This window comes from Micromonospora sp. NPDC051296, from assembly GCF_040682255.1.
GTDB lineage: Bacteria > Actinomycetota > Actinomycetes > Mycobacteriales > Micromonosporaceae > Micromonospora > Micromonospora craterilacus.
Genome location: NZ_JBFBAO010000225.1, coordinates 1 through 11766, shown reverse-complemented (window position 1 = coordinate 11766; position 11766 = coordinate 1). Strand labels below are relative to the sequence as shown.

Sequence of the window (11766 nt, the reverse complement as noted above, 5' to 3'; positions counted from 1 at the left end):
AGATGATCAACCAGAGGCCACGGGCACCCTCACACCAGGGTCCACGCTGGACAGGCCTGCAACGTCAGCCGACCCCCTTCAACTTCGTTGAGCCGAGATAATTCGACTCTTCTGGGAACGTGGTCCTACCCGCTCGGGGTGCTCCGATTGCGGTGAACGAGCAACTATGGGCGCTGGTGGACCCTCGCTGCTGCCACTCCTGGTGCTGGGAACCTATGGGCCGTCGCCGTCACGCCAGCCCGCCTGTTTGACCACCGAATCATCGGCGGCTAGGTCGCGGCCCTGGATACCGAGCAGGCCGCGGTGGTGGCCAGCAGTTGGGCACCCGGTCCGACGTTTCGCGCACCCTGGCAGAGGGTAGGCGCTCGAACCGACTCGTCCGGCTACATGACCGAGTGCCTTTAGGAGCGATTTCTCATGAACATCGTCCGGAAAGTACACCGCCTATCCTGGGCCGACCGCATACACCTAATGGAGGTAAGGGACGCAGATCTCCCAGAGGACATACCGCGCGTCCTCATGCTGCATGGCTTAACCGTCTCAGGTCTACCCGTATTCGATTTTGGCGGCGATGACCCAACAGGGCGATGGCGCGGCTATAGCTGGGCCGAAAGTTTGGCGCAGGAGGGGCTACGTGTCTTCATTATGGATCAGTGGGGAGTCGGGCGCTCTGACCGGCAGTATATGGACAAACCATGCAATGCGCTGAAAGCGGACCAGGCGAAGCTGATTCCCCCGCTCAGCGACCCGGCGCGCGAGTGCAGCGGAAACTACCCGTGGCCGTATGTCTATAGCAATACGGGCACCGACCAGCGCGATCTTTACAACGTAATCCAATGGATCTCTGGATATGGTGCAAGGAAAATCGCTCTCGTCGGCTATTCCGCAGCTGCGTTCAGCCTGGGACGCTACCTGCGATCGCCCGACTTCATGTATGGCTTCGGGGTGAGCAGCTTGTTTCTGCTAGCACCCGTCTTCCCGCCCTGGGGGTTCAGTGATCCGCCTCCTGGAGGCCCCTACTATGCCGGATTTCCGATGACGATCCAGACCAGATCGGAGTTTGAGGCCCCGTGGGAGAACGAGGTCAGGAACGGCGCGCAGCGGGAGAGCGGCGTCAACGAGGCCTTGTGGAGTGCGATCATGCAAAACGACGACCTAGGGCGGCAATGGGGTGGGGGTGTGATGCGGAACCGCACTGCTGTTCGGTGGGGATGGAACAGGCGCGAGGTACATAAAAACCAATATCTCGGCTCACAAATCCCAGTGGCCATTGTGTACGGGGACCGCGACGGGCTGGCTATCACTCCGCGAGACCTTGATATGCTCCAGATAACTCGTCAGGAGCCCGAGCATGCGGGACCACCATTCAACGTCAAGTGGCTGTACCGTGCTATTCAGGGCGAGAAAAAGCTGTTGATCCGTATCCCAAATACTGGGCACTTCATGCCCTGGGAAAGAAAGCACAAGGTGTTGCATGATCTATCCGCCCAGTGGATCAAGAACGGAAAGATTATGCAGGGTGGCCCTTTGCCCTGGCCCCCGCGGCCGGGTATTAACAATGGCGCCTATGAATGGACATCGCTCGGAGGGTTTAGTCCTATTGACATAGGTCCGGGACCTATCGTGGTTCCCCTCGGGGGACTGCCTGTCCGGGTTCAGGCGCTCTAACGTCGGCGGAGGCTAGTGTCGCCCATTCGTCGACGGCGCGTGACAGCCTCGCCCAATAATCGACTGCGGCAACTCCGGAGCTTCCCGTTTATCCGCCGGCGTCGTTAGCCTCGGCCCTTCATCAAGGGGGGGTCTGTCAAGTTAACGGCTCTGTCTCACATTCGGTGGTGACGGAGGGTGCTGGTCAGCCGAGCAGGATTCGATGGCGTAGGAGCGCGAAGCCCGCGCGTCCGTACATTTGTCGTTTGATCAGTTTGGTTTTGGTGTTGATTCCTTCGGTGCCGCCGTTGTGGAACGGATGGGTCAGGGCGGCGTTGACAGCGGCGCGGTCCAGGCCGAGGCCGCGGATGAAGGTGTGCAGGTGGGGCAGGTCGGTGGCCTTGACCTCAGCGATCCACGAGTCGAGGCGGTCGTCGTTGCCGGCTGCGGGCGTGAGGAGCGCGGCGAACGGGCCGATGAAGCCGGCCAACGCGGTCATCTGTGGACAGGCGGCGGTCAGAGCGTCGACGAGCGTCCGCTGATGTTCTTTGAGCTGGTCAGGTGCGGTTAGGAGGTAGCGGGTGAGGCGTCGGGGCGATAGGGCTGGGCGGTCGGCTTCGACGCGGCCTTGGGTGATGTAGCGGTAGAGCAGGTTGAGGCTGCCGGTGTAGCCCAGTTCCCTGATCTCGGCGAGGAGTTGCGTGGCGCCGACGGCGGGGTCTTGTTCCCGGCGGCGGCGCAGGTGGTCGCGGTATGGGTCGACGAGGGTGGGTCGGTAGTGGGGTGCGCGGACCAGGCGTTCGGGTTGGCTGATGCGGGCGTAGCGTTTGACGGTGTTGAGGCCGAGGTTGAGCCGGCGGGCGCATTCGAGCAGGCCGACGCCCTTGTCGAGCAGGTCGTGGACCTGCTGCCACCGCTGCCGGGTGGTCACCGCCCGCTTGCCGTCCTGCGGCGGCAGGTCGGCGGTGGCCCAGCACGTGCTGTGCGCGGTGACCTCTTTGCGGACGGCCTCGGCGAGGTTGTGCCACAGATGCCAGCGGTCCGCGACCTGAAGCGCTGCGGGCAGGGCGCGGCGGACCGCTTCGGCGTAGGCGCCGGAGGAGTCCCGACACACCACCTCGACACCGGGATGCTCCCGCAGCCATGCTTCCAGCGTTGCGGCCTTGCGGTCGGGCAACACGTCGATGCGCTCACGAGTGAGTGCGTCGATCAGGACGGTGGCGTAACGCTGACGTCGCCGCAGCGCGAAATCGTCCACCCCAAGTACCCGAGGCACCCGCCGCTGCGGCAACGGCAGGCGCAGCAGCGCCCGCAGCGCGGTGTGCCGGGACACGACCACCGCCAGCGCCGACAACATCCGCGCCCCGGCACGGCCGGCCAACTGCCGCACCACCGCACCGACCTGCGAGATCAGCCGGCATGTACGGCGCTGGTAGCGGTGCAGTACCCCCGGAAGTTGCTCCCGGAACGTTCGGCGACAGCCCTGGGTCGGACACACCAGACGACGCACCCGCACCCGCACCACCACCGGCCGGGCATCGATCGGCACGTCCGCGAGGGTCCGCTGGTGATACCCGTGCACCCGGCCCGTCACCGCCGCGCAGCCCGGACACGCCACCGGCCCTGCGGGAGTCCGAGCCCGCACCAGGATCCGGTCGCCCTCGTCCGCCACGTCATCGATCACCAGCGGCAGCAGCCCGGAGAACACCATCTTCGTAAGATCATCGATCTTGCACACATGATCTCAACGACATCGACTACCTTCGGTCACCACCGAATGTGAGACAGAGCCGAATGTGAGACAGAGCCGTTGTTTTTACAGTCCCCCTCGACGCCCGTACCGTCGCGACCCTGTTCGACCTCCTCGACGAGTTCCTCGAGCTACGCGACGAGCGCGACGGCCTGAGCCGCGTCTTCGCCGCACACGAACAGTGGCGCCGCCTCCGCAAACAGAACGGATGCTGCGCCACCGACGCAACTACCTGCCCCACGGTTTCATGGCCCCGAGCCGCCAGCCGGATCAAGCCCAACAACCCCACCCTTGACACCAACTATTGAGACTCGGCTGGTAGGGCGCTCCACCTTGGCCCCGTCCCGGGAGGCTGGACGTCTGGCGACTGCTCGACGAGGAGATCCGCTCCGGTGCCTGACCAATAACCTGCCCGAGCCGTCAGTTCAGCGACTGGACGGCGGCAGCAATGACACCAGAAACGATCAGTGCGGGGACGGCGGACAGTGTGCCTATGAGCGCCGCCGAGCGCTTACGGCTGCGGATGCTGAAGAGCCAGAGCACCGACAGGCTGATCAACAGGGCAAGGAAGAGGGCTGGCGTAGCCGTGTAGAGCCCGAATAGCAACATCCTTGACCGGTCGGAATCACAGCCCTCGTCACAACCTGCCGGAACGCGGGCGGACAGCGAGCCCACGTACACGCCGAACGAGACGACGAGCGTGCAATACCAGGCGAGCATCACCAGGAGCGCAGCCCTTGGGTTGGCCCGGGGCGGAAGAGCAAGGCCCGGCCTCGGCGGCGACAGCGTCATGAACGGAAGTATTCACCGTCTGAAGGCTGCCTGTTGCCCCAGCACCGACCCAGCCCGGAGCCAGGGTCAACGACGATCAGCTCCTGGATGTGGTCGCCGGCATGGTGGCGCAAGTCAAGCTAGGTCAGGGTCCGACGACTCCGGGCGTGTCCACACTTTCCCTGACCTGGCGGGTTGCGCGGGCGAGTTGTCGCAGTGCGAGGAGGCCACCGATGCCGGGAATAACGGCAACGGCCTTGGCGATGGTCGTGGCCTTCCGAAGGCGCCAGGTTGCGACCACGACGAACAGGTAGGCGCAGCCGTGGGTGGGGCCCATCAGCGAGGAGATGGGTTTGAGGTGAACGGTGGCGAGATTGGCCAGCATGATGATCAGCGAGACGAGCTCGGCGTGTGCCGCGATGCGCAACGGCCGCAGATGCACGGTCAAACCCCGGTGGTGGAGCCGGGGCGGATGATCATCAGGACGGTGACCGTGGCCCACAGCGGGTTGAAGATGCCGGTGAGCACTGCGAGGCGGCCTGGTGATCGGGAACTGGAGCCGGGGGCCTGCGCCGCGGCAAGGGCAGCGTCTTGGGCGGGCAGGATCAGCAGGGCCAGGATGGCGGCGGCTGCGGTGGTCAGGAGGATCGAGGCGATCAGCCATCCGCTGCCGAGGACGCCGAGGCTGCTGGCCGTGGCGAATCCGAAGACGGGAACCGCGATGCCGACGGCCGCGTAGACACGGCAGATGCGGTGCAGCATCCGCAGGGTCGTGAGCGGCTCGCGGCCACCGGGGTCGCTGTGGGCGCGGCGTACGGCTTTCGGGAACATGCTCGCGGCGACGGTGACCGGGCCGATGCCCACAATGACGGCCAGCACATGCAGCGAGAGGAAGAGTTTCGTCACGGTCAGTGCCCCGTGGCTGCTCGAACGATGCGGCGCTCGCCGGTCACCTTCGAGGCCGGGAGGCGTCCGGCCTGGGAGGTCCCGGTCAGGGTGTCGCCGTCGATCGCCACGGCAAAGGCCAGATTCAGCCGCATGGGCTTGGTGATGGCCTGCTTCCACGTAAGCCGCTCACCGTTGAGGACAACGTCGCTGAGCGGTACTTCCTCTCCCGCCCCGAAAGCGGTGCCGGTCAGGACACCGGCCTGCCGTCGCAGCTCGATCACAGCCTTGATCTTGCCGATTGGGGTGGAGATGGACAGGTCCCAGGTGCCTTCGACGGACATGTTGCCTGTTTTCCTAACGTGAAGTGAACTGAGGTGCGAGGCAGAGGGCGTACGGTCACAGGCCGGTGGGCACCGGGCCCTGATCGCGCCAGACAGTGCCGCGGCGTTCATGGGCGAACAGGTCCTCGACGGCGTGGGCGACCCTGGGGCCGACCTCACGCTCCAGCAGATACAGGCCCAGGTCGAGTCCGGAGGTGACGCCGGCGCCGGTGACGAGGTCGCCGTCGTCGACGACGCGTGCGTTCACCGCGTGGACGCCAGTGGCGTCAAGCATGTCCAAGCCCAGGTGGTGGGTGGTGGCGTGACGCCCCTCGAGCAAGCCAGCCATGGCCAGGACGAGCGAGCCGCCGCACACCGTGCTGACGGTCACCTCCGGACTTTCCATCGCCGCTTTCAAAAGCGTGGGCAACTCGGTGGTCAGGGTGCGGCCCAGCAACACGGGAATGGATTCGTCCTGCTGCCGTTCCCCGGTCCCCATCTCCTGGTCTGGGATCTCGCCGGGTTCGCCGACGCGGCCCGAGGCGCCAGGAACGAGGATCACGCCCGCACGCTGAGGGTCGAGGGCAGCGGTGGCGCGCAGAGCCAGGCCCCCAGTGCCGCTGACCACCTCACGTGGCCCTTCAGCGGAGACCAGTTCCACACTCACCGCGCCTCCGGAGGCGATGCCACCGGCGTACAGCACCTCGAACGGGGCGATGACATCGAGTGGATCGAAACCATCGAACAGGACAATCTGGGCGTGCATGGATGGTTCCTTCGGGAGTGGGGAACTCCGGCATGCGCCGGGGACGTCCCCGACGCTAGCCAGCTGCCACGTCGCCTCCTAGTGGCATTAATGCCAGATGCCAACGGGATAGCGCCACCATCGCCGAGAGGGCCCTGAACTGGGTAGAAACAGAGTTCTCCGGATGCTGTGACCGGGTCTGCCAGCCGGCGGAGAGCTATCTTCTGGCCATGCACACCGTCGCCGTTCTCGCCCTGGACCAGGTGATCCCGTTCGACCTGTCCACCCCGATAGAGGTCTTCACCCGCACCCGCCTCCCGGACGGGCGTCCCGGCTACCAGATCCGCGTGTGCGCCGAGCACCGGGAGATCGACACCGGAGCCTTCGTCCTGCGCGCACCTTGGAGCCTTGAAGGGCTCAGAGGCGCGGACACGATTATCGTCCCCGGTACCGCCACGCCCGCAGCCCCGCTCGCGCCCGACGTCCGCGACGCGCTACGAGCAGCGGCCAAGGACGGCACCCGGATCGCCTCCATCTGCTCAGGCACCTTCCCCCTGGCCGCCACCGGCCTGCTCGACGGCCTGCGGGCCACCACCCACTGGATCGCGGCCGACCTCCTGGCCGCCACCTACCCGGACATCAAGGTCGACCCGGATGTCCTGTACGTCGACAACGGCCAGTTCCTCACCTCGGCCGGCGCCGCCGCGGGCCTGGATCTGTGCCTACACATGATCCGCCGCGACTACGGCTCAGCCGTCGCCGCCGACGCCGCCCGCCTGTCCGTCATGCCCCTCGAACGCGAAGGAGGACAAGCACAGTTCATCGTCCACGATCACGCGCCCACCCCCCAGGGCTCCGACCTCGAACCCCTGCTCACCTGGCTGCAGGACAACCTGGGCCGCGACCTCACCCTCGCCGACATCGCCGCCCGCGCCGGAACCAGCACCCGGACCCTGATCCGCCGCTTCCGCGAACAGACCGGCACCACCCCGCTGCAGTGGCTCCACCGCGCCCGCATCCGCCTAGCCCAACACCTCCTGGAGACCACCCACCACTCCATCGAGCGCGTCGCCAGCCAGGTCGGCTTCGGCTCACCCACCGCCTTCCGCGACCGTTTCAAGCGCACCACCGGCGTCAGCCCGCACACCTACCGCCGCAGCTTCAGCTGATACCGATGCATCGCTTCTCGAAGAAACACGGCGCGCATGCACGCGCTTCACCGCGCGCCTCGTGACGTCCTTTCACGTGCGCCGGCGGAGGCCGCCTACTACGAAACGGCCGCGGACCCGAACGCCCAGGCGCTGGACGATGCGCAGCGGTCCCACGCCGGGCAGTACCTCCGCAGGTTGCGGCGGCTTCGCGAGCGATGCGAGCACGCCAGGGCCGCTGCGCCGTCGAGTGAACGGCTTGATCATGGGCATGGCGTTGGTGACGTCGTGGTCCAAGCCGCCGGCTGCCAGCACGTACTCCGCGAGTGGTCCGACATGCTTGCCTCACCGGTCGAGCCCAAGTTCTGAAAACCTGGTACTGGTATCGAAGCACACCAACGACAACCCGCCGGCGGTGGACGTCGAGAACTGACAGCACACCCAGCCGGCGGCGCCCCAGCAGCGCCGCCGGCCGTCTCCCGCGTATGCCGAAGCCACACAACCGGAAGTCCCACGGGCGGGGTGGACTAACCTGCCTGGTCATGGAGGCATCCGACGACCGGCTCGAGTTGGTCGTCGACACGGCGCGGCCCACCGGGCGTACGCTCCTGGCCGGCGGCGTCGAGCAGTCGTACGTGGATCTCGCCGATCCCACGTACCTGCACTTCGAGTACGTCCGCCGGATGGCCGCCGTGGCCGATCTCGCCGCGCCGGCCGGTGATCCGCTGGACGTGCTGCACCTCGGCGGCGGCGCACTGACGCTGCCGCGCTATGTCGCCGCGACCCGGCCCGGCTCGGCGCAGGTGGTCGTCGAGCGGGATCCGGCTGTGGTCGAACTGGTGACCCGCGACCTGCCGCCCCGACCGGCCGGTGTCGAGGTCCATGTCGCCGACGCACGGGAGGCGGTCGCCGCGGCCCCTGCCGGCGCGTACGACCTGGTGCTCGCCGACATCTATCGGGCGGCCCGGATGCCGCCGCACGTAACCACCGTGGCGTTCGCTGCCGAGGTCGCCCGGGTGCTGCGACCGGACGGCATCTACCTGGTCAACGTCACGGACCTGCCGCCCCTGGTCGTCACCCGGGTGCAGGTGGCCACCCTCCGGGCGGTCTTCGCCGACGTGTGCGTCGTCGCCGACCGGCGGATGCTGCGCGGCCGGCGGTACGGCAACGTGGTGCTCGCTGCGGCGTCGCGCCTGCACCGACTGCCCGTGGCGCGCCTGGTGGTGCGGGCGCTGCGTGATCCGCTGCCCGGCGGCGTGCTGCACGGGCCGGCGCTCGACACGTTCATCGCCGGCGCTCGGCCGCGCACCGACGACGCCGAGCGTTAGACCCCGGATTCCTTCCGCCGTCGTCGCTCAGGTGGCTCCCTGACGGCGGTGGCCCGTGGATTGGTGGGCCGCCATCATGGGGCGGTGGCTGATGCACCGGGCGGTTGGGGTGAGGCGGCGCGTTGGTATCCGGAGGTGGTTGCGGTGGGCGACGCGCATCTCGCGTGACAGGCCGAGTTTGACCGGAAGGCAATTCCGCTTCGGGCAGGCCCGCGGGAGAGCGAGAACGCTTATCGCACCGCGACCGCAGAGAACGGCGAGTTGCGCGCGGACCTGCTGCTGAGCCCGTGGATGCGGAGGTTTCACCTCACGCTCCGCGTCGGCCGGTCCACCCTTTTGCAGGGTCATGCCCCAGATCTGGCGGCGGCGGCCGAGGTGACGTGGCGGTGGCTGTCCGGGGCCCGACCGGGGCAGGTCGCGGCGGTGTGGCCGTTCCTGGGCTCGGTTGCCATGGCCGAGGCACGAGAACGCGGCGACCGCCGTGAGTCGAGCTGGCTGTGGTTGTACGAGAACCACTGCGGGGATCCGGTGGGGATCCGACTGCGGGCCTTTCTCGCTCTGGCGTTCCACGAGCCACGGCTGCGCGTGTTGCGGCCGTACACCAGTCATTGGACTCTCCGCTTCAGCAAGAAGCAGGATTGGCCCTTCAGTCTGGACCTCCCCATGGTCGACCCCGCATCGGCCCCCGACCGCTACGTGGTGCGGGCGCGCGACGGGCGAGCCCACGACGAGACCGACGCGGCCGGCGCCCTCCGGCTCGTACTGGCCGAACTGCCAGGCTGAGCGGGCGCCGCCGCTGGGCTGGTAGGACCGACGTCGTCGGCGCTGCATGTTCGCGTGCTGCTGACTGGGTGGCCGTGACCGAGGTCGACACCGGTCCCGGCGATTGACACGTTGAGTCGGGTGCGTAGCGCAGTGATGTGGGCGAACCTCACCCCGCATCATGGCGGTGGTGCGGCCGTCGGACGTCCCACTCCGCGAGTGCCGATTCGTAGAAGCGCAGCATGTTGGTCATCTCCTCGACCGTGTACTCGAGATCGTCCAATGCTTCGCTGTCGCCCACGGTGTGACGCAGCCGGCTGGCCACGTCGGCAAGCAGTCGATGCAGCTCAGCGAAGGTGTCGCCCTGGACATGGATCCCTGGAAAGGCGCTGCCATTCAGCCAAGTCACCGCGACGTTTCCGCCGTGCGCAAGTACCCGCGCCTGCTCATCGGTCACCCGACGATGCTCGCATCGCAGGCTCCCGAACGATCGGTTGGCATCCGCTTCTGGCAGACCGTGCGCGACCCCGGCCGACAGGTCACGCGTCGTAGCGGACTCTGCCAGACTCAGCCCGGTCGACGGCGGCCTGCGGGTGGCCCGACCCTCCGGGGCCTGCTATCTAGTAGTAGTTGTCGATCGGCTGGCGCGCCTCGTCGAACAGTGCCGGCCCCTCGTACCGTACGGCGGGCAGCGGCGGGGTGGCCGGCTTGACCTCCTCGAACTGTTCGGCGGACAGGGCGTACACCACGCGCCCGAGGCCGGATCGGGCGATCGCGGTCGCGCACATCGGGCAGGGCTGGCAACTGGTGAACATGGTGGTGGCGGCCGCCACGTCGGGGGTGAGTTCCCGGGCGGCCCAGCGGGCCAGCTTCAGTTCCGGGTGGGCGGTGATGTCCGAGTCAGAGACCACGGTGTTGTGGTCCTCGATCAGGACGGTGCCGTCCGCACCGACCAGCAACGAGGCGAAGGGCCGCTCGCCGGATGCCCCGGCCTCGCTGGCGAGTGCCACGGCACGGCGCAGAAACGTTTCGTCGTCCTGGGTCATCGGTCCTCCTGGGATTTGTGGTACGCGGCCACGGCCGCGAGGGTCTGCCAGGCACGTTCGGGCTGGCGGATCTCGGCCAGGTCACCGTTGAACGGGTCGAGCACCACCGCCTCCGCGCCGAGCAGACGGATCTGGTCGATGTCGGCGATGATCTGATCGATGGTGCCGACACCGGCGAGCCGGTCCGGGGCGATGACCGCTTCTCGGGTCTGCCGGAGTTTGATGCGCGGCATCAACGCGGGCGCTGGGCGGTCCAGTTCGTCGGCGGTGGCCTTCAGCCGCCCGGCTGCCTCCGCCAGCCATCCGGGCGTCACCTGCAGCGGGTGCCAGGCGTCACCGAGCAGGATTGCCCGACGCATGCCGGCGTCGCTGTTGCCGCCCACCCAGATCGGGATCGCCGCCGTGTCGTAGTCGTCGGTGTTTCGCCAGGCGTCGCGCATCGCGCGCAGGTACTCGTCGGTCAGCGCACCGCGCCGCCGGAACGGCACGCCGAGCGCCTCGAACTCCTGCCGGGCCCAGCCCACCCCGACGCCGAGGACGAGCCGGCCCCCGCTGAGCCGGTGGAGATTCGCCGCCATCCGGGCGGTGAGCAGCGGGTGCCGGTACGGAACGATGAGGACCGTGGTGCCCAGCCGGACCCGGTGGGTCACCCCGGCCAGCCAGGACAGCGTGGTGAACGGCTCATAGAACGGCGCCGGATACTGTTCGGCCACGTCCGGGGTAACCGCGATGTGATCGGAGACCATCAGCAGGTCGAAGCCGAGGCCCTCGACCGTCTGCGCCCACTGCCGCAGCACATCGGGGTTTGTGCCCGGGGCAAAGTTCGGTACGTTCACGCCAATGTGCACGGCTCCCACGCTAGTCACGGCGGGCTCAGATTGTGAACATCATGTTCCCGGCCTTTGCCGGCCTTTCCCATGAATCCGCCGGTAGATTGGCCCCATGGCCGAGAATCTTGACGCTGTCGATTGGTTGATCCTGGCCGAGTTGCAGGGCGAGGGCCGCGTGCCCATCACCGAGCTCAGCCGCCGGGTCAAGCTGAGCGCGTCGGCCACCAGCGAACGGGTGCGGCGGCTGGAGGCGATCGGTGTGATCAGGGGCTACCGCGCCGAGGTCGACCTGCCCAAGGCAGGCTTCGCCGTACTCGCCGTGGTCCGGCTGAAGTACCCCGGCAGCCGGCACGAACCGCTGCACCGGCTCCTGGAGCGACGGTTCGAGATCCTGGAGTGCCTGCGCACCACCGGAGACGACTGTTACGTACTGAAGGTGGCCGCGACGTCGATGGCGCACCTCGAACAGATCGTCAACGAACTCGCCGCGTTCGGCAGCACCACCACCAACGTGGTCTACAGCGCCACCCT

14 protein-coding genes are annotated in these 11766 nt (G+C 67.4%); 5 read left to right on the top strand and 9 right to left on the bottom strand.

Annotated elements, in window-relative coordinates:
• Positions 1-519: 519 nt before the first annotated feature.
• A complete protein-coding gene (locus AB0M52_RS22095) occupies positions 520-1668 on the top strand; it encodes an alpha/beta hydrolase (RefSeq protein ID WP_363956676.1) in 1149 nt (382 codons plus the stop codon).
• 184 nt (positions 1669-1852) lie between these two features.
• On the opposite strand, the gene AB0M52_RS22090 is transcribed toward AB0M52_RS22095, so the two are convergent.
• The 6 genes from AB0M52_RS22090 to AB0M52_RS22065 form a co-directional block, all read right to left on the bottom strand.
• A complete protein-coding gene (locus AB0M52_RS22090; protein WP_363956673.1) occupies positions 1853-3358 on the bottom strand; it encodes an ISL3 family transposase in 1506 nt (501 codons plus the stop codon).
• A 459-nt stretch (positions 3359-3817) separates the two neighbouring features.
• Positions 3818-4189 carry a hypothetical protein gene (locus tag AB0M52_RS22085; RefSeq protein WP_363956670.1) on the bottom strand — a complete coding sequence of 124 codons (372 nt, stop codon included), beginning with the start codon at positions 4187-4189 and terminating at the stop codon, positions 3818-3820.
• A gap of 124 nt (positions 4190-4313) precedes the next feature.
• Positions 4314-4616, bottom strand: coding sequence for a DUF3817 domain-containing protein (locus AB0M52_RS22080; protein ID WP_363956667.1), 303 nt, complete (start codon positions 4614-4616; stop codon positions 4314-4316).
• On the bottom strand, positions 4613-5074 hold the full coding sequence (locus AB0M52_RS22075) for a hypothetical protein (protein ID WP_363956666.1): 462 nt from the start codon (positions 5072-5074) through the stop codon (positions 4613-4615). Before AB0M52_RS22075 ends, AB0M52_RS22080 begins: the two co-directional genes overlap by 4 nt.
• A 2-nt stretch (positions 5075-5076) precedes the next feature.
• Positions 5077-5397 carry a hypothetical protein gene (locus tag AB0M52_RS22070; RefSeq protein WP_363956663.1) on the bottom strand — a complete coding sequence of 107 codons (321 nt, stop codon included), beginning with the start codon at positions 5395-5397 and terminating at the stop codon, positions 5077-5079.
• Positions 5398-5452: 55 nt separating this feature from the next.
• On the bottom strand, positions 5453-6142 hold the full coding sequence (locus AB0M52_RS22065; protein WP_363956660.1) for a DJ-1/PfpI family protein: 690 nt from the start codon (positions 6140-6142) through the stop codon (positions 5453-5455).
• 209 nt (positions 6143-6351) lie between these two features.
• On the opposite strand from AB0M52_RS22065, the gene AB0M52_RS22060 reads away from it, so the two are divergent.
• From AB0M52_RS22060 to AB0M52_RS22050, 3 genes are all read left to right on the top strand, one after another.
• Positions 6352-7290 (top strand): helix-turn-helix domain-containing protein, encoded by a 939-nt coding sequence (locus AB0M52_RS22060; protein WP_363956657.1) that lies wholly within the window; start codon positions 6352-6354, stop codon positions 7288-7290.
• Between the two features lie 521 nt (positions 7291-7811).
• Positions 7812-8597 carry a fused MFS/spermidine synthase gene (locus AB0M52_RS22055; RefSeq protein ID WP_363956654.1) on the top strand — a complete coding sequence of 262 codons (786 nt, stop codon included), beginning with the start codon at positions 7812-7814 and terminating at the stop codon, positions 8595-8597.
• Positions 8598-8858: 261 nt separating this feature from the next.
• Positions 8859-9380 carry a DUF6193 family natural product biosynthesis protein gene (locus AB0M52_RS22050; protein WP_363956651.1) on the top strand — a complete coding sequence of 174 codons (522 nt, stop codon included), beginning with the start codon at positions 8859-8861 and terminating at the stop codon, positions 9378-9380.
• Positions 9381-9528: 148 nt separating this feature from the next.
• Here AB0M52_RS22050 and AB0M52_RS22045 read toward each other — a convergent pair whose 3' ends face one another.
• The 3 genes from AB0M52_RS22045 to AB0M52_RS22035 form a co-directional block, all read right to left on the bottom strand.
• Positions 9529-9816 carry a hypothetical protein gene (locus tag AB0M52_RS22045; RefSeq protein WP_363956648.1) on the bottom strand — a complete coding sequence of 96 codons (288 nt, stop codon included), beginning with the start codon at positions 9814-9816 and terminating at the stop codon, positions 9529-9531.
• Positions 9817-9979: 163 nt separating this feature from the next.
• Entirely contained in the window at positions 9980-10405 is a 426-nt protein-coding gene (locus tag AB0M52_RS22040; protein WP_363956645.1) for a nucleoside deaminase, read from the bottom strand.
• Entirely contained in the window at positions 10402-11253 is an 852-nt protein-coding gene (locus tag AB0M52_RS22035; protein ID WP_363956642.1) for a TIGR03619 family F420-dependent LLM class oxidoreductase, read from the bottom strand. The genes AB0M52_RS22040 and AB0M52_RS22035 overlap by 4 nt, the downstream gene beginning before the upstream one ends.
• A gap of 94 nt (positions 11254-11347) precedes the next feature.
• On the opposite strand from AB0M52_RS22035, the gene AB0M52_RS22030 reads away from it, so the two are divergent.
• Positions 11348-11766 (top strand): Lrp/AsnC family transcriptional regulator (locus tag AB0M52_RS22030; protein ID WP_363956639.1); only part of this gene is annotated, 419 nt, incomplete at its 3' end.

Coding starts and splice junctions, on each gene's coding strand:
- AB0M52_RS22095 (WP_363956676.1), top strand. CDS start 520: ATGCTGCATGGCTTAACCGTCTCAGGTCTACCCGTATTCGATTTTGGC.
- AB0M52_RS22090 (WP_363956673.1), bottom strand. CDS start 3,358: ATGGTGTTCTCCGGGCTGCTGCCGCTGGTGATCGATGACGTGGCGGAC.
- AB0M52_RS22085 (WP_363956670.1), bottom strand. CDS start 4,189: ATGACGCTGTCGCCGCCGAGGCCGGGCCTTGCTCTTCCGCCCCGGGCC.
- AB0M52_RS22070 (WP_363956663.1), bottom strand. CDS start 5,397: ATGTCCGTCGAAGGCACCTGGGACCTGTCCATCTCCACCCCAATCGGC.
- AB0M52_RS22065 (WP_363956660.1), bottom strand. CDS start 6,142: ATGCACGCCCAGATTGTCCTGTTCGATGGTTTCGATCCACTCGATGTC.
- AB0M52_RS22060 (WP_363956657.1), top strand. CDS start 6,352: ATGCACACCGTCGCCGTTCTCGCCCTGGACCAGGTGATCCCGTTCGAC.
- AB0M52_RS22055 (WP_363956654.1), top strand. CDS start 7,812: ATGGAGGCATCCGACGACCGGCTCGAGTTGGTCGTCGACACGGCGCGG.
- AB0M52_RS22040 (WP_363956645.1), bottom strand. CDS start 10,405: ATGACCCAGGACGACGAAACGTTTCTGCGCCGTGCCGTGGCACTCGCC.